Source organism: Achromobacter sp. FW305-C-30-7 (assembly GCF_058783105.1).
On sequence record NZ_JBYSYI010000001.1, the window covers coordinates 466,091 to 487,166 of the forward strand.

At 65.8% G+C, this 21,076-nt stretch carries 19 protein-coding genes; 15 read left to right on the top strand and 4 right to left on the bottom strand.

Annotated features, from left to right (window positions below):
* Positions 1-15: 15 nt before the first annotated feature.
* The gene (locus AC3WOB_RS02260) at positions 16-1,017 is read left to right on the top strand and encodes a CobW family GTP-binding protein (protein WP_492274041.1); all 1,002 of its coding nucleotides are present in this window, start codon (positions 16-18) and stop codon (positions 1,015-1,017) included.
* Positions 1,018-1,051: 34 nt separating this feature from the next.
* On the opposite strand, the gene AC3WOB_RS02265 is transcribed toward AC3WOB_RS02260, so the two are convergent.
* On the bottom strand, positions 1,052-1,858 hold the full coding sequence (locus tag AC3WOB_RS02265; protein ID WP_492274042.1) for an N-acyl homoserine lactonase family protein: 807 nt from the start codon (positions 1,856-1,858) through the stop codon (positions 1,052-1,054).
* Positions 1,859-1,900: 42 nt separating this feature from the next.
* Complete coding sequence (locus AC3WOB_RS02270; RefSeq protein WP_492274043.1) at positions 1,901-2,644, bottom strand: GntR family transcriptional regulator; 744 nt, start codon at positions 2,642-2,644, stop codon at positions 1,901-1,903.
* A gap of 220 nt (positions 2,645-2,864) precedes the next feature.
* Between AC3WOB_RS02270 and AC3WOB_RS02275 the strand changes: the two genes are divergently transcribed.
* From AC3WOB_RS02275 to otnK, 7 genes are all read left to right on the top strand, one after another.
* A complete protein-coding gene (locus AC3WOB_RS02275; RefSeq protein ID WP_042796185.1) occupies positions 2,865-3,278 on the top strand; it encodes a carboxymuconolactone decarboxylase family protein in 414 nt (137 codons plus the stop codon).
* The gene (locus tag AC3WOB_RS02280; protein ID WP_013396589.1) at positions 3,275-4,192 is read left to right on the top strand and encodes an NAD(P)-dependent oxidoreductase; all 918 of its coding nucleotides are present in this window, start codon (positions 3,275-3,277) and stop codon (positions 4,190-4,192) included. Before AC3WOB_RS02275 ends, AC3WOB_RS02280 begins: the two co-directional genes overlap by 4 nt.
* Before the next feature lie 170 nt (positions 4,193-4,362).
* Positions 4,363-5,001 (top strand): 3-oxo-tetronate 4-phosphate decarboxylase, encoded by a 639-nt coding sequence (gene otnC / locus AC3WOB_RS02285; RefSeq protein ID WP_013396588.1) that lies wholly within the window; start codon positions 4,363-4,365, stop codon positions 4,999-5,001.
* Between the two features lie 14 nt (positions 5,002-5,015).
* Positions 5,016-5,816, top strand: coding sequence for a 2-oxo-tetronate isomerase (gene otnI, locus AC3WOB_RS02290; protein WP_492274044.1), 801 nt, complete (start codon positions 5,016-5,018; stop codon positions 5,814-5,816).
* Positions 5,813-6,787 carry a D-erythronate dehydrogenase gene (gene denD / locus AC3WOB_RS02295; protein ID WP_492274045.1) on the top strand — a complete coding sequence of 325 codons (975 nt, stop codon included), beginning with the start codon at positions 5,813-5,815 and terminating at the stop codon, positions 6,785-6,787. Before otnI ends, denD begins: the two co-directional genes overlap by 4 nt.
* Positions 6,788-6,799: 12 nt before the next feature.
* Positions 6,800-7,741, top strand: a complete 942-nt coding sequence (gene ltnD / locus AC3WOB_RS02300; RefSeq protein ID WP_492274046.1) for an L-threonate dehydrogenase — start codon at positions 6,800-6,802, stop codon at positions 7,739-7,741.
* Positions 7,738-8,994: a 3-oxo-tetronate kinase gene (gene otnK, locus AC3WOB_RS02305; protein ID WP_492274047.1), complete on the top strand. Its 1,257-nt coding sequence runs from the start codon at positions 7,738-7,740 to the stop codon at positions 8,992-8,994. The genes ltnD and otnK overlap by 4 nt, the downstream gene beginning before the upstream one ends.
* A 78-nt stretch (positions 8,995-9,072) precedes the next feature.
* Here otnK and AC3WOB_RS02310 read toward each other — a convergent pair whose 3' ends face one another.
* Positions 9,073-9,780 carry a FadR/GntR family transcriptional regulator gene (locus AC3WOB_RS02310; RefSeq protein WP_492274048.1) on the bottom strand — a complete coding sequence of 236 codons (708 nt, stop codon included), beginning with the start codon at positions 9,778-9,780 and terminating at the stop codon, positions 9,073-9,075.
* A 244-nt stretch (positions 9,781-10,024) separates the two neighbouring features.
* On the opposite strand from AC3WOB_RS02310, the gene AC3WOB_RS02315 reads away from it, so the two are divergent.
* Positions 10,025-12,040 (top strand): TonB-dependent receptor domain-containing protein, encoded by a 2,016-nt coding sequence (locus tag AC3WOB_RS02315; protein WP_492274604.1) that lies wholly within the window; start codon positions 10,025-10,027, stop codon positions 12,038-12,040.
* A 94-nt stretch (positions 12,041-12,134) separates the two neighbouring features.
* Here AC3WOB_RS02315 and AC3WOB_RS02320 read toward each other — a convergent pair whose 3' ends face one another.
* Positions 12,135-13,025: a LysR family transcriptional regulator gene (locus tag AC3WOB_RS02320; RefSeq protein ID WP_492274605.1), complete on the bottom strand. Its 891-nt coding sequence runs from the start codon at positions 13,023-13,025 to the stop codon at positions 12,135-12,137.
* A gap of 191 nt (positions 13,026-13,216) precedes the next feature.
* On the opposite strand from AC3WOB_RS02320, the gene AC3WOB_RS02325 reads away from it, so the two are divergent.
* From AC3WOB_RS02325 to AC3WOB_RS02350, 6 genes are all read left to right on the top strand, one after another.
* Positions 13,217-14,686 (top strand): NAD-dependent succinate-semialdehyde dehydrogenase, encoded by a 1,470-nt coding sequence (locus tag AC3WOB_RS02325; protein ID WP_492274049.1) that lies wholly within the window; start codon positions 13,217-13,219, stop codon positions 14,684-14,686.
* A gap of 17 nt (positions 14,687-14,703) precedes the next feature.
* Complete coding sequence (locus AC3WOB_RS02330; protein WP_492274050.1) at positions 14,704-16,335, top strand: GMC family oxidoreductase; 1,632 nt, start codon at positions 14,704-14,706, stop codon at positions 16,333-16,335.
* 43 nt (positions 16,336-16,378) lie between these two features.
* Positions 16,379-17,581, top strand: coding sequence for an ABC transporter substrate-binding protein (locus AC3WOB_RS02335; protein ID WP_492274051.1), 1,203 nt, complete (start codon positions 16,379-16,381; stop codon positions 17,579-17,581).
* 78 nt (positions 17,582-17,659) lie between these two features.
* The gene (locus tag AC3WOB_RS02340; RefSeq protein ID WP_080551115.1) at positions 17,660-18,574 is read left to right on the top strand and encodes a branched-chain amino acid ABC transporter permease; all 915 of its coding nucleotides are present in this window, start codon (positions 17,660-17,662) and stop codon (positions 18,572-18,574) included.
* On the top strand, positions 18,571-20,337 hold the full coding sequence (locus AC3WOB_RS02345) for a branched-chain amino acid ABC transporter ATP-binding protein/permease (RefSeq protein ID WP_492274052.1): 1,767 nt from the start codon (positions 18,571-18,573) through the stop codon (positions 20,335-20,337). Before AC3WOB_RS02340 ends, AC3WOB_RS02345 begins: the two co-directional genes overlap by 4 nt.
* Before the next feature lie 9 nt (positions 20,338-20,346).
* Positions 20,347-21,069 (top strand): ABC transporter ATP-binding protein, encoded by a 723-nt coding sequence (locus AC3WOB_RS02350; protein ID WP_492274053.1) that lies wholly within the window; start codon positions 20,347-20,349, stop codon positions 21,067-21,069.
* The last annotated feature ends 7 nt before the right edge of the window (positions 21,070-21,076 follow it).

Below are 21,076 nucleotides of genomic sequence, written 5' to 3' on the forward strand. Positions count from 1 at the left end.
CAGGGAGCGCGCGCCATGGCCGTGACTGCCGCCGGACCGCTGCCGGTCTATTTGCTGACGGGCTTCCTGGGCAGCGGCAAGACCACGCTGCTGTCGCGCCTGGTGCGCAGCCCGCGCTTTGCCGACACGGCAGTGATCATCAACGAGTTCGGCGAGATCGGCCTGGACCACATGCTGGTGGGCCGCGCCGACGACAGCGACGTGGTGTTGCTGGATTCAGGCTGCCTGTGCTGCGCGGCCACCAGTTCGCTGCAAGACACGCTGGAGTCGCTCTATTACCGGCGCCAGCGCGGGGAGATTCCCGCCTTTACGCGGGTGGTGGTCGAAACGTCCGGGTTGGCGGATCCCTGCCCGGTCATCAACACGCTGGCGGCGGATCCGCTGATCGCCCGCCATTACCGTTTCGGCGGCGTGGTGGCGACGGCCGATGCGCTGCATGGCATGGTGACGCTGGACGCCTATCGCGAAGCCAGCACCCAAATCGCCATCGCCGACCGAATTGCGCTGACCAAGACCGATCTGGCCGATGAGGCCGCCATAGAGGCGCTACGGTCTGCGTTGCGCGGCTATAACGCCAGCGCACCCATCCGCGCGGTGTCGCCGGATACCGTGGATGAGGATGCGCCCGCGCTGTTTGATGGACTGCGGCCCGAGCATCTGGACGCAGCCGTGCTGACGGCCGCGGCGCCGCTCGCCGCAGGGCCGCTGGCGCATGTGCTGCGCTATGGCATCGTGTCCTACGCCTTCCCGCAGAGCCGGCCGGTGGGTTGGGAAGACTATGCGCGCTGGACCCGGCACATGCAGCGCCATATCGGTGACCGCCTGCTGCGCGCCAAAGGCTTGCTGCGCTGGACGGACGGCACCTTGCGCGCGGTGCACGGCGTGCGGCACGTATTTGCAACGCCCGAGCCCGTCACCGTGCCGGAAGGCGCGGGGCAGACGGGCGCCATGGTCCTGATCGTGCAGGACCTGTCGTCCGAAGAAGTGGACGAGGCGATGCGGCCGCTGGATTTGTGAGTCTGTCCGGCAGCCGCGCCTGGGGCGATCGCGCTCAGGGATGCTTGCCGGCGCCACCCAGATGCAGCGCGACCACTTCGGTATCCATGCCAGCCAGGCCCGGATACCGCGCCCTGACCTGAGGATCGTGTCCCGGCACGATATGGTCCGGAGACTCCGCGAATTTCAGCAAGATCTCGTAGCCCGCCAGCATGTCGGCAACGTTGTCGACGATGGGAAACGGCGCGTCCCGCCCCATATTTTCGTAGTAGTGGCTGGCGTCCGAGGCCAGCACCATCCAGCCGCGCGCCGTGTGCACGCGCACGGCCTGCAGCCCGCGCGTGTGGCCGCCGATGTGCAGCAGTTGCAGGCCCGGTGCGATCTCGTCGTGGCCGTGGTAGAACGCCACGCGCTTGTCGTACACGCCGCGCACCACGTCGACTACGTCTTCCACCGCGTAAGCGTGGCGCAGCATGTCGAAGCGCATATTGCAGCCGCAGGCATAGTGCAACTCGCTTTCCTGGAGGTGCAGGCGGGCGTGCGGCAGCTTGCGGATGTTGCCCGCATGGTCGTAGTGCAGATGCGTGACGATGACGTCGCGGATGTCGGCGGGCGCGATGCCCAGCTTTTCCAGCGCGTCTATCGGGCAGCGCAGGAACTCGCGGCCGCGCGCCCGGGCCGCCTCTTCATTGAATCCGGTGTCGACGAGATAGACGCGTGCGCCGTTGCGGATGACCCAGACGAAATAGTCCATCGGCATCGGTCCGTCGTGCGGGTCCGGGGGCGTGATGAAGTTCTGGCTGCGCCGGCGCGCCACCGTGGCGTAGCGTAGGGCATAGACTTCGTAGCGGGGCAACGTCATGCGATGGCTCCGGGTGCGCGCAGGACGTACAGGATGAACCCGCTATCCTGCCGAGCCGGGCTTGCCCCGCCCCTTCCTTGCCGGGCGATCGTCTTCATTGTCGGAAGTCTCCTGTTGCTGGCGCTTGAGCACTTCGAGCGCGGTGCGTTCCGCGTTCACGATGTGGCTCTGCGCGGCGCTTTGCGCGCCTTGCGGGTCCCGAGCCTGGATGCGCTCGTAGATCAGATCGATTTCGGCCATGCTTTCCGGCAGGCGCTCGGCGCGCGCGAACGACGTGGCGCGCAGCAGGTTGATGCGCGATAGCAGCCCGGGCAGCATGTCCTTGACCAGATCGTTGTCGCAACCGCTCAGCAGCACGTCGTAGAACTCGCGCTTGGCGGCCAGCAGGGCTGACTTGTTGCTGCCCTTGGCCTGGCGGTGCAGGGCTTCCACGGCTTTGCGCAGGCGCTCGACGTCGCCGTCGTCCGCCAGCCGCGCGAATTCATGCGCGGCGTAGCCCTCCAGCAGGGCGCGCAGGGCGTACAGGTCGCGGGCAGCCTTTTCGGTGATGCGCACCACGGTGGGGCCGCGATGCGGTTCGATGGAAATCAGGCGTTCGGCCTCCAGCGTGCGCAGCGCCTCGCGCAGGGTACTGCGGCTGATGCCGAGCTGATCGCACAACTCCTGTTCGCGCAGACGCTCCCCGCCCTTGATCCGGCCATCCATGATGGATGCGCGCAGGAACTCTTCCACGCGGATGCGCAGGGTGCTGGGTTTCTCGAATACCGCGCCTGTCTGGCTGGCCATGGTTGTCTCTCGCCTTAAAAGACGCAATATATCCCGCCGGCAGACCGTGCCGCCGGCCCGGCGCATGCGGCGCATTATTGTGCCGATTTTTTTTGTAGTCAAGAATATTGTCTGACAATCAGACTATTGACGATTTCAGGAAAATTGCCGGACAATCAGACAAAATAAATCCGATGGGCCGCTGACCTCGCAGTCCGTCATCCCACGCAAAGAGGAACTCATGGCAGACATCAAATCCGAAACCCAGGCCCTGTTCGACCAAGGCCTGAACCTGCGCCGCGAGGTGCTGGGCACTGAATACGTGGACGGCTCTCTGGCCCGCGCCAACGAATTCATGATGGCCTTCCAGCACATCACCACCGAATGGTGCTGGGGCTATACCTGGGGGCGCCCGGGGCTGGAAAAGAAGACCCGCAGCATGCTCAACCTGGCGATGCTGACGGCGCTGAACCGGCCGGCCGAGATCAAGCTGCACGTCAAGGGCGCGCTGAACAATGGCGTGACGGTCGAGGAGATCAAGGAGATCTTGCTGCAGGCCACGGTTTACTGCGGTATCCCTGCAGGGCTGGACGCGTTCAAGGTCGCCAACCAGGTGCTGGAAGAAGAGGGCGCCTTCAAGGAGTCCAAGGCATGAGCGCCCCGCAAGAGCGGGTGGGCCTGATCGGCATCGGTAGCATGGGCTGGCCCATGGCGGCCCGCCTGGTGCAGGCTGGCTTTGCGGTGACGGTGTTCGACGCCGTGCCGGGCCAGGCCGCGAAGTTCGCCCAGGAAGTGGGCGGCCAGGCCGCCGCCACCTGCGCCGAACTGGCGGCGCAGTCCGACATCATTTTCACCATGCTGCCCACCAGCGCGATCGTCGAGCAGGTGCTGGGCGGCGAGCAGGGCGTGCTGGCGGGCTTGCGCCCGGGCGCTGTCGTCGTGGACATGAGTTCCGGCGTGCCGGCGCATACACAGCGCCTGGCGCAGGCGGTGGCTGCCGCCGGGGGCGTCATGGTCGACGCGCCGGTTTCCGGCGGCGTGCCGCGCGCCCGCACGGGCGAGCTGGCCATCATGTACGGCGGACCCGCGGCGACGCTGGAGCGGGTGCGTCCGGCCCTGTCGAGCATGGGCACGACGATCACGCCCGTGGGTGAGGTGGGCAGCGCCCACGCCATGAAGGCGCTGAACAACCTGGTGTCGGCCGGCGGCTTCCTGATCGGGGTCGAGGCCATGCTTATCGGGCAGCAGTTCGGCCTGGATCCGAACGTCATCGTCGACGTGCTCAATGCGTCGACCGGCATGAACAATTCGACCCAGAAGAAGTTCAAGCAATTCGTGCTGTCGCGCCAGTTCAATTCCGGCTTCGGCCTGGACCTGATGGTCAAGGACCTGGGCATCGCGCTGGGCATCGCGACCGATACCGGCACGCCCACGCCGTTCGCGTCGCTCTGCCGCGAACTGTGGGCCTCGGCCGGCAAGACGCTGGGCAAGGGCCAGGATCACACCGCCGTCGCGCGCCTGTCCGAGCAACTGGCCGGCGTCGAGCTGGGCGCCCGTCAGAAAGACTGACCGAGTTGCGGCCGGGCGGGCGCCCGGTCGCAACTCGGTGTTTACCCCGAGCCAGCTTTTTGCCATAAATTTGTATGATGACCTTATGGCTTCGAACTCTGGAGGAAGGTCGTCATGCCTGCAGCATCCGTGCCATGCGAGTCCACCCGTCGCCATGACGGTGGGCGGCCATGACCGAGGAATCCCGCATCCGCGACGAGATCTGCGCCGTCGGCGCCAGCCTCTATGACCGTGGCTATACCGTGGGTGCGGCCGGCAATATCAGCGCGCGTCTGGACGACGGCTGGCTGATCACGCCGACCGACGCCTGCCTCGGACGACTGGACCCCGCCGAACTGTCCAAGGTCGACGCGGCGGGCAGGCATGTGTCGGGCAGCAAGCCGTCCAAGACGCTGGAACTGCATCGCGGCATCTACCAGGCCAGTCCCGGCGCGCGCGGCATCGTGCACACGCATTCCACGCATCTGGTGGCGTTGACGCTGGCGGGCGTATGGCGGCCGGATGAAGTGCTGCCGCCCATCACGCCTTATCAGGTCATGAAGGTCGGCAGGATTCCGCTGATCCCCTATCGCCGCCCGGGCGATCCGCAAGCTGCAGCCGAGGTCGCGGCGGTGGCGGGCGACGTGCGCGGGGCGCTGTTCGAGCGCCTTGGGTCGGTGGTGTGGGAGCGCTCTGTAGCCCATGCCTCCTATGCGCTGGAAGAACTGGAAGAAACCGCCCGTCTTTGGCTGATGAGCGATCCCCGGCCCGCGCCATTGAGCACAGCGGCGATAGACGAACTGCGGGCCGTGTTCGGCGCGCGCTATTGAACCTGGAAATTGCAATGTCGCGCCTGGCCGCCAATCTCAGCATGATGTACACCGAGCATCCCTTCCTGGACCGATTCGAGGCGGCCGCGCGGGACGGGTTCGCGGCAGTGGAGTTCCTGTTTCCCTACGAGTATCCGGCAGCCGAACTCAAAACGCGGCTGGAGGCACAGGGGTTGAGCCAGGCGCTGTTCAACGCGCCGCCGGGAGATTGGGCCGCAGGCGAGCGCGGCACGGCCTCGCTGCCCGGCCGCGAAAGCGAATTCCGGCATGGGGTCGAGCAGGCCTTGGAATATGCCGCCGCGCTCGGCAACCGCAAGCTGCATCTGATGGCCGGACTGATCCAGCCTGGGCAGGACCGCGCCGCGCATCGCGCGGTCTATCAGGAAAATCTGGCGTGGGCCGCACGCGCCGCTGCGTCGGCCGGCGTGACGGTGCTGATAGAACCGATCAACACGCGCGATATCCCGGGCTTCTTCCTCAACCGACAGGACGAGGCGCAAGCCATCTGCGCCGCGGTTGGCGCGGACAACCTGAAGGTGCAGTTCGACATCTACCACTGCCAGATCGTGGAAGGCGATATCGCGGTCAAGCTCAAGCGCGACATGGCCGGCATTGGCCACATCCAGATCGCGGGAGTGCCGGACCGCCATGAGCCGGATCTGGGCGAACTGAACTATCCCTACCTGTTCGAGCAGATCGATGCGCTGGGCTACGCGGGCTGGATCGGCTGCGAGTACCGGCCTCGCGCCGGCACCTCCGCCGGGCTGGGCTGGGCCCGGCCCTACCTGACACACACGGGACATACCGCGACATGAAGATACTCATCACCGGCGGCGCCGGCTTCCTGGGGCAGCGCCTGGCCCGCAGGCTGTTGGAGCGCGGCACGCTGACCCTGGTTGGGGGCAAGCCCGAAGCCATCACTCAGATCGGTCTGCTGGACGTGGTGCAGGCTCCGGGGCCGGACGATCCGCGCATTCATGCGCAGGTCGGCGACATCGCCGATCCCGCGGTGCTGCGGCAAGCGATCGGCACGGACACGCGCGTGATCTTCCATCTGGCCGCCATCGTCAGCGGCCAGGCCGAAGCGGATTTTGACCTGGGCATGCGCATCAACCTGGACGCGTCGCGCGCGCTGCTGGAGACCTGCCGCGCCCTGGGCCACCAGCCGCGGGTGATCTTCACCAGTTCGGTCGCGGTATATGGCGGTACGCTGCCGGACATCGTGCGCGACGACACCGCGCTCAATCCCCAATCGTCCTATGGCACGCAGAAAGCCATCGCCGAACTGCTGCTGGCGGACTACACGCGGCGCGGCTACGTGGACGGGCGCGTGCTGCGCCTGCCCACCATCAGCGTGCGTCCGGGGCGGCCCAACGCGGCGGCCTCCTCGTTCGCCAGCGGCATCATCCGCGAACCGTTGAATGGCGTGGAGGCGGCATGCCCGGTGCGCGCTGACACGCGGCTGTGGTTGCTGTCGCCGCGCGGTGCGATCCAGGCGTTGATCGCAGGCTGCGAACTGGACGCGGCCGCCGTCGCGGATCGCGCGCCCATCAATCTGCCGGGCGTGTCGGTTACGGCGGCCGGAATGGTGCAGGCGCTGCACGAAGTCGCCGGCGACCAGGTTGCCGACCGCGTCCGCTGGCAGCCTGATGAACGCGTCGAGCGCATCGTGGGCAGTTGGCCAGGCCGCTGGGACACGGCCCGCGCCGAAAAGCTGGGCCTGCGCGGCGACGCCGATTTCGCGGACATCATCCGCGCCTACATGGCTGACGACCTGCCGCGCTGAGCGCGGGCCGCAGTGCATTCCCACCGTAGCCGGACCGCCAACGATATGAGCAATTCTCAAACACCATCCCGCCGCGTCGGCGTCATCGGCCTGGGCGCCATGGGCGCAGGCATCGCGCAGAGCTTGCGCCGGGCAGGCCACGATGTGCATGTGTACGACATCCGCAAGGAGGCGGGCGCGGCATTCGCGGCGCAGGGCGGCGTGGCCTGCGCCACGCTGGCCGACATGGCGGCCGCCTGCGACATCGTCATCAGCGTGGTCGTCAACGCCCAGCAGACCGAGGCGGTGCTGTATGGCGAAGACGGCCTTGCCGCCGCGCTGCGGCCGGGGGCGGTGTTCGTGATGTGCTCCACCGTGGATCCCAACTGGTCGATCGCGCTGGAGGCGAGGCTCGAAGCGCAGGGCATCCTGTATCTGGATGCGCCCATCTCCGGCGGCGCCGCGCGCGCGGCCTCGGGCGAAATGACCATGATGACCGCAGGCCGCGCGGCCGCCTATGAAGCCTGCGGCCCGGTGCTGGAATCCATGGCGGGCAAGGTTTACCGATTGGGCGACCGCGCCGGCGCGGGCAGCAAGGTCAAGATCATCAATCAGCTGCTGGCTGGCGTGCACATCGCCGCGGCGGCGGAAGCCATGGCATTGGGCCTGCGCGAAGGCGTGGACGCGGATGCCTTGTATGAAGTGATCACGCACAGCGCGGGCAATAGCTGGATGTTCGAAAACCGCATGGCCCATGTGCTGGCGGGCGACTACACGCCGCTGTCCGCGGTCGATATCTTCGTCAAGGACCTGGGCCTGGTGCTGGACACCGCCAGGCATACCCGCTTTCCTCTTCCGCTGGCGTCCACCGCGCACCAGATGTTCATGCAGGCCTCCAGCGCCGGCCACGGCCGCGAGGACGATAGCGCGGTGATCAAGATATTTCCCGGGATTGCCCTGCCGGAGGCCAAATGAGCATCAAGCTGGGCTGCATCGCGGACGACTTCACCGGCGCCACCGACCTGGCCAACAACCTGGTGCGGGCCGGCATGCGCACCGTGCAGACCATAGGCATACCGGGCGAACCCGTGCGCGGCGGCGCTGATGCCGTCGTGGTTGCGCTCAAGACCCGCACCTTGCCGGCGGCCGAGGCCGTGGCGCAGTCGCTGGCGGCGCTGGACTGGCTGCGGGCGCAGGGCGCGGAACAGATCTACTTCAAGTATTGCTCCACCTTCGACAGCACGCCCGCAGGCAATATCGGGCCTGTCGCCGATGCGCTGATGCAGCGGCTAGGTACGGATTTCACCATCGCCACGCCGGCTTTTCCGGACAACAAGCGCACGGTGTTCAAGGGCTATCTGTTTGCGGGCGACGTGCTGCTGAACGAATCGGGCATGCAGCATCATCCGCTGACGCCCATGACTGATCCGAACCTGGTGCGCGTGTTGTCCGCGCAGACCACGCGCCGTGTCGGTCTGATCGACCATGCCGTTGTTGCGCGTGGCAGCGAGGCGATCCGCGCTTGCATCCAGGAGTTGAAGACTCAGGGGATCGAGATCGCCATCGTGGATGCCGTGTCCAATGATGACCTGCTGGCCCTGGGGCCAGCGCTTGCCGGCATGCCGCTGGTGACGGCGGGCTCGGGAGTGGCTATCGGCCTGCCGCGCAACTGGGGCTTGACGCCCGCCTCCGCGCACGCCGGACAGCCGCGCGTGCCGGGCATGCAGGCGGTAGTGGCGGGCAGTTGCTCGGCGGCTACCAATGGCCAGGTGGCCGCGTTCATCGAAAGCGGCCGGCCCGCGCTGGCGCTGGATCCGCTGCGGCTGGCGGCTGGCGACGACGTCGTGGCGCAGGCGTTGGCCTGGGCCGATGCGCGCCTGCGCCTCGGCCCGGTACTGATCTACTCCACGGCGCAACCCGAGCAGGTGCGGCAGGCGCAGGGTGCGTTGGGCGCCGCGCGCGCGGGCGCCATGATCGAGGATGCCATTGCGCGCGTCGCGGTCGGGCTGGTCGAACGCGGCGTGCGCCAGTTGATCGTGGCGGGCGGAGAAACCTCGGGCGCGGTGGTGCAGGAGCTGGGGCTGGAACAGATCGCCATCGGCGAGCAGATAGATCCCGGCGTGCCTTGGTGCTGCGGCCATGCGCTCGCGGCGCAAGGCGACATCAGCATTGCGCTGAAGTCGGGAAACTTCGGCGCGCGGGACTTCTTCATCAAGGCGTTCGGCTAGGGCGGCTGTCGCAGCTTCGACCTGTGCCTGTCGGTCCAGAGCGGCAATGCGCGGCGCTGCCGCGCCGGCTGTCCTAGCTCAGCGGTGCGCCTGGCTCAGCCGCCTGGCGGCATTCACCATGTGGATGCGGGCGGCCTCGCGTGCGCCGGCCACATCTTTGCTGCGTATCGCTTCGACGATGGCGACATGTTCCTGCAGCACCGCCCGCATAAAGTTGGCGTGGCGGGCCTCGTTGGCGCGCGTGACGCGCGTGGCGGCTTCCAGGAACTGGCTGACGAAAGCCAGGGTCGTCAGGAAATAGGGGTTGCCGGTAGCGCGGGCGATGCTGCGGTGGAAGGCCACGTCTTCCTGCACGCCGTCGCCGCCGTTTTCAACGGCCCGCGAAATGGCGGCCAGGGCGGCGTCGATCTCGGCCATGTCCTGCTTCTTGCGCACTGCCGCGGCTTGCGCGGCGATCTCGGTTTCCAGCGCGCGGCGCAGGTCCACGATATGCAGCACCGCGTCCAGCGAGGAAAGATCGGCGGCGTCGATGCGCAGGGCGCGGTTGCCGGCGTGGCCGGTGACGTACACGCCGCTACCTTGCCGCGCCTCCACGATGCCATCCTGCCGCAGGCGTGACACCGCTTCGCGTATGACCGTGCGGCTGACACCGAACTGTTCCGCCAGGGCGCTTTCGGTGGGCAGTTTTTCGCCGGGCGGTACGCGGCCTTCGTCGATCTCGGCGAGCAGGCGTTTGGCGACCGTGTCGGTCAGCGTGGGATGAGTCGGGAGTCGAGGGAACGCCATCGCCGTATGATACGCGCGCCCAAGCAGGGCAGGGCCATGAGGGCTCGACCTGGCTTTCATTGAGCTCACAGCCTTGCGTCATTTTCGAAATGTTATATCATTCGCCAATTGGTTGGTACGTTATAACATTTAAAAGAGGGCGATGATGAATGGCAAGAAACTGGGGCGGCAAAGGGAGCGCGGTGGCCGGATCGCCGTGCGGGCGGGCCGCCGGGGCGCGCTGAAACCCTTGGTCTGCGCGCTGATGTTGGCCGCGCCCGCGGCGCAAGCAGAAGAGGCTGCGGCCGAACGCGCAGCCGCCAAGACCCTGGCGCCGATCACGGTATCCGCCAATCCGCTGGGCCTGGACCTGAACAGCACCACGCTGCCTGCCTCGGTGCTGGAAGGCGACGCGCTGGTCGAACAGCGCAACGGCACCCTGGGCGACACGTTGAAGAACCTGCCGGGGGTCAATAGCGACACCTTCGGTGGCGGCGCCAGCCGCCCCGTGATCCGCGGACAGACGGCGCCGCGCGTGAAGGTGCTGTCCGACGGCTCCGAGGTGATGGACGCGTCCAGCATTTCTCCGGACCACGCGGTGACCGTGGAGCCGTTGCTGGCCGAGCGCATCGAGGTGCTGCGCGGCCCGGCCACGCTGCTGTACGGTGGCGGCGCCATCGGCGGCGTGGTCAATGTGGTGGACAAGAAGATCCCGACGGCAGTGCCGGAAAAAGGCATCGAGGCCGAAGCCGAATTGCGCGGCGCCACCGGCACCAAGGAACGCGCGGGGGCGGTGGGCATCACTGCCGGTGAAGGTCAGTTCGCGGTGCGCGTGGAAGGTTTGAAGCGCCGCACCAGCGACTACGACGTGCCCGACTGGCCTGGCGGCAAGCTGGAAGGCTCGTACAGCGAGTCGACGCAGGGCACGGTGGGCATGTCCTGGATCACGCCGCGCGGCTACGTCGGCCTGGCGTTCACGCATCTGGAAAGCAAGTACGGCCTGCCGGGACACAATCACGAATACGAAGGCTGCCACCCGCACGGCACCCATCTGCATTGCGGCGGCCATGACCATGGTCACGGCGAAGAGGGTCACGATCACGACCATGAGCACGAGCATGGCGGCGTGCCCTACGTGAAGCTGCGCAGCAACCGCCTCGACCTGCGCGCCGAGTACCAGGATCCGTTCGCGGGCTTCGAGAAGATCCGCGTGCGCGGCGGCTTGACCGACTACCAGCACGACGAGATCGAAGGCGGCGAAGTCGGTACGCGCTTCAAGAACAAGGGTTACGACCTGCGCGTGGAAATGCAGCACAAGCCCATCGCCGGTTGGCGCGGTGTGGTGGGCGTGCAGAACGCCTACAGTGATTTCCGCGCCGATGGCGAAGAGGCTTTCCTGCCGCGCAGCAAGACGCGCTCCTATGGCCTGTTCGTGCTGGAGGAGTACCAATTGAACGACTGGCGCTTCGAACTGGGCGCGCGGCAGGACTGGCAACGCATCTCGCCCACCGGCGGCGCACAGCGCAGCAGTCTGTCGGGCACGTCCTTGTCGGCCGCAGCCATCTGGGACTTCGCGCCGCAGTACTCGGTGGCCCTGTCACTGTCACGCTCGCAGCGCTTGCCCAGCGCGCAGGAACTGTATGCGGATGGCGTGCACCTGGCCACCAATACGTATGAGCTGGGCAATGCAAACCTGGGCCGCGAGACGTCGCACAACATCGACCTGACCCTGCGCAAGCATTCGGGCGACACGACGTTCTCGGCCAGCGTATTCCACAACCGCGTGAAGAACTACATCTACGCCAACACGCTGGATCGCTACGAGGACTTCCGTCTGATCGAGTACACCCAGCGCGACGCGGAGTTCACGGGCGTGGAAGGCGAACTGCGTCACCAGTTCACCCCGGTGTTCTCGGCCGCCGTGTTCGGCGACTACGTGCGCGGCAAGCTGACTGGCGGCGACGGCAACCTGCCGCGCATCCCGGCGGCGCGCGCCGGCGTGCGCGCCGACATGAAGTGGCAGCAGTGGTCGGGCGGCGTCGAATACGCCCGCGTGTTCGCGCAGAAGGACATTGCCGCCTACGAGGAAAGCACGCCCGGCTACAACATGGTCAATGCGGTAGTGGCCTATCGCGGCCAGTACGGCGCTACGGGTTATGAAGTCTACCTGCGCGGCACCAACCTGCTGAACAAGCTGGCCTACAACCACGCGTCCTTTATTTCGACGGTGGCGCCGCTGCCCGGGCGCAGCGTGCTGCTGGGCGTGCGCATGACGTACTGACGCAGGAACACACGCTGCCAGCAGCGGAGACGGTCATTCCGTCTCCGCTTTTTTTTGCCCGGGAATCGAGGTCGGGAGCGGCTCTCACGCCAATTCAGGGCTGGCGCTTGCTCAGGTGGTTGACGAAGAGCTTGGCGGCCGTGGGCAGGGCGTCGAAAGAGCGCACGCAGATCTGGATCTGGCGTCGCGCCCAGGCCTCGGTCAGCGGAATGATGCGGATGTCGAACATGACCGAGTAGCGGCGTGCGATGTCCAGCGGCAGCACGCCTATGCCCAGCCCCGAGTTCACCATGAAGCACAACGCGTCAAAACCGGTGACCTGCACCTTGAGCTGGATGTTTCGCTTTTCGTCGCTGGCTGCGTTGGACAGGATGCGGTTGATGGCGCTGCCGCGGTGCAAGCCGACGAAATCATGTTCCAGCGCTTCGGCGAAGCGGAAGCCCGGCTTGTCCTGCAGGGGGTGGTCGGCGGGCACGACCAGGGCGAGCGTGTCTTCCCGGTAGGGAAGAATCTCTACATCGTGGTCCGGCGCCGTGCCCGAGAAGATGCCCACATCGGCTGCGTTTTCGGCCACTGATTTGATGATGGTCGAGGTGATTTTCTCTTCCAGATCGACCTGCACGTTGGGGTAGTCGTTCAGGAAGAGCTTGATGTCCTGGGGCAAGAACTGGGTTATCGCGGAAATATTGGCGTGCACCCGGATGAAGCCGCGCAGGCCGCGCGAGTAATCGCGCATGTGCACCGAGATTTCATCGAGTTCGTGCAAGGCGCGCCGCGCCATGGTGGACAGCGCGATGCCGGCCGGCGTGGGGCGGATGCCCTTGTTGGTGCGGATGAGCAGCCGGATCTTGAGGTTCTCTTCCAGTTCGCTGATCCGCTTGCTGATGGCCGCCGCGGCGATGTGCTCGTGTTCGGCCGCCGCGGCGATGGTGCCTTGCTCGACCACGCTGATGAATAGCTTGAGGGAGGTGGGATCGAGGCGCATGGCGGGACGGACGGGAAAGCGGACGAGATGGCTCATTGTAGCCATGCACGGGTTTGTCATCGCGGATGACGATGGCGGCATCGCTAATGACTGCTGTTGCACAGGCGGGCGCCGGGGCTATCCTCCCCAAAAAATTCCGTCCGACCCCCAGCGTGGACCGTGCGGAGCATGATGGATGGAGTGCGAGACAAATGAATCTGCAGAATAGCCAGCTGCTGCGGCAGCAGGCCTACATCGGCGGCACCTGGTGCGACGCCGACAATGGCGCCACCATCACGGTGCGCAATCCTTTCGATGCAAGCGTGCTGGGCACGGTACCCAACCTGGGCCAGGCCGAGACCGCCCGCGCCATCGCGGCAGCCGATGACGCGCTGCCGGCCTGGCGGGCCAAGACGGGCAAAGAGCGTGGCGCCATCCTGCGCAAGTGGCATGCGCTGATCGAGGCGCACGCCGACGACCTGGCGCTGCTGCTGACCCTGGAACAGGGCAAGCCGCTGGCCGAGGCCCGAGGCGAACTCAACTACGCGCTGTCCTTCGTCGAATGGTTCGCCGAAGAGGCCAAGCGCGTCTATGGCGACGTGCTGCCCCACACCCGCGGCGACCAGCGCATGCTGGCCATCCGCCAGCCTGTGGGCGTGTGCGCCGCCATCATCGCCTGGAACTTTCCTTCGGCCCTGGTCACGCGCAAGGTCAGCCCGGCGCTGGCCGCCGGCTGCACGGTGGTGCTCAAGCCGTCCGAACTGACGCCGTTTACCGCGCTGGCGCTGGCCTGGCTGGGCGAGGAGGCCGGCATACCGCCCGGCGTTCTCAACGTGGTCATCGGCGACCCCGCGCCCATCGGCACGGAATTGACGCAGAACCCGACGGTGCGCAAGCTGACCTTCACCGGGTCAACCCAGACCGGTCGCCTGCTGATGCAGCAAAGCGCTTCCAACATCAAGAAGCTGTCGTTGGAACTCGGCGGCAACGCGCCCTTCATCGTGTTCGAGGACGCCGATCTGGACGAAGCCGTGCAAGGCCTGGTGCTGTCCAAGTTCCGCAACGCCGGCCAGACCTGCGTGTGCGCCAACCGCGTCTACGTCCATGCCAGCGTCGCCGACGCCTTCAATGACAAGCTGCTGGCGGAAATGCGCCGCATGAAGGTGGGCAGCGGGCTGGAAGAGGGCGTCACCCAAGGACCGCTGATCGACCAGCGCGCCGTGGACAAGGTGGCGCGCCTGGTGGACGACGCCACCGCGCGCGGCGCGCGCCTCCTGGCGGGCGGCAAGCTGCGCGAGCCGGGAACCTTGCTGTATGAACCGACCCTGATTGCCGGCATCACCGACGCCATGGAACTGGCGCACGAGGAGATCTTCGGCCCGGTGGTGGGGATCAGCACCTTCGAATCCGAAGCCGCGGTGCTGGCGCGCGCCAACGACAGCGCCTCGGGTCTGGCGGCGTATTTCTACACCGCCAACCTGGAACGGGTCTGGCGCATGATGGAAGGGCTGGAGTACGGCATTGTCGGCGTGAATACCGGCGCCGTATCCAACGAGGTCGGGCCTTTCGGCGGCATCAAGGAGTCGGGCGTGGGCCGCGAGGGCTCCAAGTACGGCATCGAGGAGTTCCTGGAAATCAAGTACGTCTGCCTTGCCGGCAAGTCGTTCAACGCGATTCCCTGACGTACGCGGATCCAGACATGAGCCAAGCACAGCCTTCTCTCCGCGACGCGGACCAATTCGATTACGTGATCGTGGGATCCGGCGCGGCCGGTTCCATTCTGGCCAACCGCCTGAGCGCGGACGGCTCCACGGTCTGCGTGCTGGAGGCCGGCCCGCCGGACCACAGCCCCTATCTGCACATTCCTGCTGGTTTCATCAAGGCGGTGTTCAACAAGAAGTACGCCTGGCAGTTTTCCAGCGAGGGTACGGCGCAGACCAATGGCCGGCGCGTGCCGATTCCGCAGGGCCGCACCCTGGGTGGTTCGACCTCCATCAACGGCCTGGTCTACAACCGCGGCCAGGCGGCCGACTTCGATCATTGGGCCGCGCTTGGCAACACCGGCTGGTCCTATGACGAGGTGCTGCCGTACTTCAAGTCCATGGAGCGGCGCGTGGGCGGCGACGACCGCTACCGCGGCCGCAAGGGCGAGCTGCCGGTCACGGACATAGACTGGATCCATCCGCTGTGCGAGGCCTTCATCGCCGGCGCCGTGGAGCAGGGCATTCCGCGCAATCCCGATTACAACGGCGCGGATCAGGCCGGCGTGGGCTACTTCCAGCGCACAATCGACCGTGGCTGGCGCATGAGCACGGCCAAGTGCTTCCTCAAGCCGGCCATGGGTCGCAAGAACCTGGAAGTGCGCACCTACGCGCAGGCGACGCGCATCCTGTTCGACGGCGGCAAGGCCGCTGGCGTGGCCTATTGCCATCCGGCTCATCCCTCACGGGTCCGCGCGGTGCGCGCGCGCCGCGAGGTGATCGTATCCTGCGGCGCGATCAACACGCCCAAGCTGCTGCAGCTGTCGGGCCTGGGTCCGGCGGAATTGCTGCGCCAGCACAACATCGACGTGGTCCGCGACCTGCCGGGCGTGGGCGAGAACCTGAGCGATCACTACTCGGTGCGGGTCGTGGCGCGCGTGAAGAACAGCCAGACCATGAACCAGCTGGTCAAGGGCTTGAGCCTGGCCGGCCAGATCAGTCGCTGGATGATGAAGCGTCCCAGCATCATGGCGCTGAGCCCGTCGCTGCTGCATTATTTCTGGAAGTCCACGCCGGACCTGGCACTGCCCGACCTGCAAGGTGTGTTCACGCCCGCCAGCTACAAGGAAGGCTATGTGGGCATGCTGGACGACTTCCCCGGCATGACCGCGGGCGTCTGGCAGCACCGGCCCGAGAGCCGCGGGCAGGTGCACATCCGCTCGGCGGATCCGCTGCAGGATCCCGTGATCCTCGCCAATTACCTGGAGAACGAGCGCGACCAGATGACGTTGGTGCGCGGCATCCGCCTGGCTCGTCAACTGCTGCGTTCGCAGGCCCTGTCGCCGTATTTCGACAGCGAAGTCCTGCCCGGCCCGCTATGCGAATCCGATTCCGAATTGCTGGACTTCGCGCGCCGCTATGGCGTGTCGTCCTATCACGTCAACGGCACGGCCCGCATGGGCCAGGCTGATGACAAGTATGCGGTGGTCGACCCCCAGCTGCGGGTGCACGGCATCGCCAATCTGCGCGTCATCGATTCTTCGGTGATGCCAGCCATGCCGTCGGCCAACATCTGCGCGGCCACCATGATGATCGGCAACAAGGCCGCCGACCTCATCAAACAATCCTGAATTGCCAATCAGCGGTCACCAGAGTGATCCAGAAGGAGACAAGATGTACTTCAAGCATTTTCCCAAGACGATGAAGTCCCTGCTGATGGCGGCGGCGCTTGTGGGCGCCAGCGGCGCCGCGCTGGCCGACGACATCAAGATCGGCTTCAACAGCGACATGTCGGCCACCGGTTCGGCGGACTTCGGCATTTCCGCGCTGGCTGGCGCGCGTCAGGCGGCCGATGAGTTGAACGCGGCCGGCGGCGTGCTGGGCAAGAAGGTCGTCATCGTCGAACGCGACGATGTGGGCGCGCCTCCCAAGGCCATCCAGAACACCAACGAGCTGGTCGACAACGTCAAGGTCAACGCCATGCTGGGCGGCGTCAACTCCGGCAACATGCTGGCCTGGCTGCACCTGGTGCAGCAGAAGAAGATCCCGACGATCTCGCCGGTGGCCACTGCCACCGACATCACCGGCCGCTACGCGAAGTCGCCGCCGAACTACGTGTTCCGCGTCTCCATGCGCGACCGCGACCAGATTGCGCTGCTGGCGGCCTATGCCGCGCGCGCCAGCAAGAACGGCAAGGTCGCCATCATTGCCGACACCACCGGCTACGGCCAGCAAGGCGCCAAGGATGCGGTCGAGATCCTGGCCCTGCACAAGATCACGCCCGTGGCCAACGAGAAGTTCGGTCCCAAGGACACGGACATGTCGTCGCAGCTGAACAAGATCAAGAGTTCGGGCGCCGACACGCTGATCGTCTACGCGCTGGCGGACTCCAATGCGCACGTCATGCGCAGCCTGGAAAAGATCAGCTACTTCCCGACCACGCTGGCCTCCTGGGCCAACCTGAGCTCGCCGTTCCTGCGTATTGCCGGCCCGGAGCTGGCCAGCAAGATGATCTTCACGGCGTCGATCACCGAGGACTCCTCGCCCCAGTCCAAGGCGTTGTACGACACGCTGATGAAGCGCGATGGCCGCGTGCCGACCTACGTCATGGCCGCGCAGGCGTATGACTCGGTCAAGCTCATCGCCGCCGCGATGGAACAAGCCAAGTCGACCGAAGGCGAGGCCGTGCAGGCCGCGCTGCAGAACCTGGCTCAGGCCAAGGGTGTCATCAAGACCTACGAGAAGCCGTTCACCGCGGAGAACCACGAAGCGCTGTCGGTGAAGGATTTCCGCCTGGTGCGCTGGATCGACGGCAAGGTGGTCACGGTCGACGATGAGTACACCCGCGCGATCAAGCCGGAAGACCTGAAGCTGTAAGGCGCCGCGGTAACGAGAAAGATCTCTCCCCGGCGCGGCAGTACGCGCCGGGGAGTCGTCAATAGGGGGGCATCCAGCATGCAAATACTACAAGCCATCTTGAGCGGGCTGGCCATGGGCAGTGTCTACGCCCTGGTCGCGTTCGGGTTCAGCATCACGTACACCACGACCAAGACCTTCAACTTCGGACAGGGCGCATTCCTGGCGTTGGCGGGACTGATCGGCATCAGCGCCATCCTGCTGGTCAGCCAGGGCAAGCTGATCGGGTTTCCGAATCCGGAGGACGTGACCTGGGGCACGTTCCTGTTCGCCCTGCTGGCCGCCATGCTGGTACTGAGCCTGCTGGGCTACGTGCTCTACATCACCGCCATCCGCCACTTCGTGGGCGAGGCGGGCCTGTCCTGGGTGATGAGCACCATAGGCTTCGGCATCATCATCCAGAACCTGGCGCTGCTGGTCTGGGGCCCGGCGCCCATCGCGGTGGCTTCGCCATTGGGCGAGGGCATCATTACGGTCCTGGGTACCGGCGTGCGGCCGCAGGAAATCCTGGTGTTCGGCACCACGCTGGTGCTGATGATCGTGTTTGACTGGGCTTTGCACAAGACCAAGATGGGCAAGGCGGTGCGCGCGGTGGCGTTCAGCAAGACCGCCGCCAGCCTGATGGGCATCAATGCCAACGCGGTGGCGATCGCCGTGTTCGCGATCAGTTCGGCGCTGGCCGCGATCGCGGGCGTGATGGTTGCGCCGATCGCGACCGCCTCGGTGTTCGTGGGCACGCTGTTGTCGCTCAAGGCCTTTTCGGCCGCGATCCTGGGCGGGTTGGAGAATCCGCGGGGCTGCATTTTCGGCGGCTTCCTGATCGGGCTGCTGGAATCGCTGATCGGTCTCTGGTATTCGAACCTGCGCGAGATCGCGGTGTTCGCGTTGATCATCGTGGTGCTGTATTTCCGCCCGGCCGGAATTCTGGGCCGCGTGCATGCGGAGAAAGTATGAAGCTCTCCAAAATTCTCATTCCCCTGGTCATCGCGGCGCTTGCCATCGGCTACGCCTATTCGGGCTTGAATGACTTCTATCTGCTGATCCTGTTCAACATCGGGGTCTATTACATCGCTGCCACGGGCTTCAATATTCTGGTCGGCCAGACCGGCCAGAAGTCGCTGGGCCACGCCGGCCTGTTCGGCGTGGGCGCCTACACAGTGGCGCTCCTGACGGTGAACTACCAGGTCGATCCCTGGCTCGCGCTGGCCTGCGCCGCGGTCGTGTCCGCGGTGTTCGGCGTGGTGATTGCGATTCCGGCGCTGAAGGTCAAGGGGCCAAGCCTGGCGATGGTGACCATCGCCTTCGGCCTGTTGATCGAAAAGATCGTGTCGGAATGGACCGACGTATTCAAGGGCCAGGAAGGCTTCTATGGCATTACCGGCCTGACCTTCGGCGGCGCCACGCTGGACAGCCGCCAGTGGGTGGTGGTGGTCGTGGTGTTGGGCCTGGCGCTGCACGCCATGACATCGCTGTTGTTGAACGGCCGTTTCGGCCGCGGCTTTGCCGCAGTGCGCACGTCAGAGATTGCGGCCGAGAGCGTGGGCATCAGCGTCTACCGCTTCAAGATCCTGGCCTTCGCCATCAGCGCCATCACCTGCGGCATCGCGGGCGGCCTGGTGGCGCAGCAGAACCAGTACATCAACTCGGATTTCGTCAACTTCAACCTGTCGGTGTTCTTCCTGGTGCTGGTGCTGTTCGGCGGCCGCACGCCGGCAGGCTCGTTCCTGGGTGCAGTGGTGCTGACGGTGATCGACGCCATGCTGGCGCGCTGGCCGGAAGTGCAGCATTTCGCCTACGGCCTGATTCTGCTGTTCGCGCTGTACGCCATGCCGGAAGGACTGGCGGGCCTGTTGGCCAAGGTGCTGCCCAAGCGCGGCCAACGCGAGGCGCTGGCCGCCGACGCAGGCGCTGCCGACTGGACGCCGGCTCCACCGGCCAATCGCGGCGGCGCGGCGTCCGGCTTCCTGGAAGTGAAGGATCTGTACAAGGCCTTCGGCGGCGTGGTGCCGACCAACAAGGTGTCGTTCACGCTGCAACAGGGTACCGTGGTGTCGCTGATCGGCCCTAATGGCGCCGGGAAGACCACCACCCTGAACCTGTTGTCGGGCCTGGTGGTGCCGGATGCCGGCAGCATCCGCTTCAAGAACCGGCAGATGGTGGGCTTGTCGCCCAACGAGATCGCTGCCTCGGGTATCGGCCGTACGTTCCAGAACCTGAAGCTGTTCGACGGGCTGAGCGCTCTGGAGAACGTGATGGTGGGCTTCTACCGGGTGCAGAAGTCGAGCTTCTTCTCCAATCTGCTGGGTCTGCCGGGCAGCCTGGCCGAAGAGCGGCGCATCCGCCGCCAGGCTTACGCCATTCTTAAGTTCTTCGAACTGGACCGTTACGCGGACGATGCCGCCAACAGCCTGCCCTATGGTCTGCAGCGCCGCCTGGAAATCGCCCGTGCGGTGGCGGCCATGCCGGACCTGCTGCTGTTGGACGAGCCCGCCGCCGGCCTGAACCCCGCGGAAACTGACCAGCTCACGGACCTGATCGTGAAGCTGAAGAACATGGGCCTGACCATTCTGCTGATCGAGCACCACATGGACCTGGTCATGGCCATTTCCGATCATATCGTCGTGCTGGACTACGGCGTGAAGATCGCCTCCGGCCTGCCGAACCACATCCAGGAGAATCCGAAGGTCATCGAAGCCTACCTGGGCGCGCCGGCATAGGAGACAGCAATGAGCCGTTTACTGGACATCAAGAATCTGGCGGTCAGCTATGGCGCCGTCAATGCCCTGAAGCAGGTGTCGCTGCACGTGGACACGAACGAGATCGTGACCATCATCGGCGGCAACGGCGCGGGCAAGAGCACCATGATGCGCGCGCTGTCGGGCATCGAAAAATCTACCGGCGACATTACTTTCGCCGGTCAGGACCTGGGCGGAATCAGCGCGCACAAGCGCGTGGGGCTGGGCATCGCGCACGTGCCGGAAGGACGCCAGGTGTTCCCCGACCAGACGGTCCACGACAACCTGATGCTGGGCGCGTTCCTGCGCAAGGAATCGCCCGCCGAGCTGGCAGCGGAGATCGAACACTGCTATGCGATGTTCCCGCGTCTGAAAGAGCGCCGCGCGCAGTACGCAGGAACCCTGTCGGGCGGGGAACAGCAGATGCTGGCCATCTGCCGCGCCCTGATGAGCAAGCCGCGCATCCTGATGCTGGACGAACCGTCGCTGGGGTTGGCGCCGCTGATCGTGGCCGAGATCTTCAAGATCATCAAGTCGCTGAAAGAGCGCGGCATGACGATTTTGCTGGTCGAGCAGATGGCCAATCAGGCGCTGGCGATCTCCGACCGCGCATATGTCCTGGAAGTGGGCTCCATCGTGATGGAGGGCACGGGCCAGGAGTTGTTGGCCAGCGAGCGCGTGCGCGAGGCCTATCTGGGAAAACACAAGAGCTGACGAGGCA

Coding starts and splice junctions, on each gene's coding strand:
- AC3WOB_RS02260 (WP_492274041.1), top strand. CDS start 16: ATGGCCGTGACTGCCGCCGGACCGCTGCCGGTCTATTTGCTGACGGGC.
- AC3WOB_RS02265 (WP_492274042.1), bottom strand. CDS start 1,858: ATGACGTTGCCCCGCTACGAAGTCTATGCCCTACGCTACGCCACGGTG.
- AC3WOB_RS02270 (WP_492274043.1), bottom strand. CDS start 2,644: ATGGCCAGCCAGACAGGCGCGGTATTCGAGAAACCCAGCACCCTGCGC.
- AC3WOB_RS02275 (WP_042796185.1), top strand. CDS start 2,865: ATGGCAGACATCAAATCCGAAACCCAGGCCCTGTTCGACCAAGGCCTG.
- AC3WOB_RS02280 (WP_013396589.1), top strand. CDS start 3,275: ATGAGCGCCCCGCAAGAGCGGGTGGGCCTGATCGGCATCGGTAGCATG.
- otnC (WP_013396588.1), top strand. CDS start 4,363: ATGACCGAGGAATCCCGCATCCGCGACGAGATCTGCGCCGTCGGCGCC.
- otnI (WP_492274044.1), top strand. CDS start 5,016: ATGTCGCGCCTGGCCGCCAATCTCAGCATGATGTACACCGAGCATCCC.
- denD (WP_492274045.1), top strand. CDS start 5,813: ATGAAGATACTCATCACCGGCGGCGCCGGCTTCCTGGGGCAGCGCCTG.
- otnK (WP_492274047.1), top strand. CDS start 7,738: ATGAGCATCAAGCTGGGCTGCATCGCGGACGACTTCACCGGCGCCACC.
- AC3WOB_RS02310 (WP_492274048.1), bottom strand. CDS start 9,780: ATGGCGTTCCCTCGACTCCCGACTCATCCCACGCTGACCGACACGGTC.
- AC3WOB_RS02315 (WP_492274604.1), top strand. CDS start 10,025: ATGTTGGCCGCGCCCGCGGCGCAAGCAGAAGAGGCTGCGGCCGAACGC.
- AC3WOB_RS02320 (WP_492274605.1), bottom strand. CDS start 13,025: ATGCGCCTCGATCCCACCTCCCTCAAGCTATTCATCAGCGTGGTCGAG.
- AC3WOB_RS02325 (WP_492274049.1), top strand. CDS start 13,217: ATGAATCTGCAGAATAGCCAGCTGCTGCGGCAGCAGGCCTACATCGGC.
- AC3WOB_RS02330 (WP_492274050.1), top strand. CDS start 14,704: ATGAGCCAAGCACAGCCTTCTCTCCGCGACGCGGACCAATTCGATTAC.
- AC3WOB_RS02335 (WP_492274051.1), top strand. CDS start 16,379: ATGTACTTCAAGCATTTTCCCAAGACGATGAAGTCCCTGCTGATGGCG.
- AC3WOB_RS02340 (WP_080551115.1), top strand. CDS start 17,660: ATGCAAATACTACAAGCCATCTTGAGCGGGCTGGCCATGGGCAGTGTC.
- AC3WOB_RS02345 (WP_492274052.1), top strand. CDS start 18,571: ATGAAGCTCTCCAAAATTCTCATTCCCCTGGTCATCGCGGCGCTTGCC.
- AC3WOB_RS02350 (WP_492274053.1), top strand. CDS start 20,347: ATGAGCCGTTTACTGGACATCAAGAATCTGGCGGTCAGCTATGGCGCC.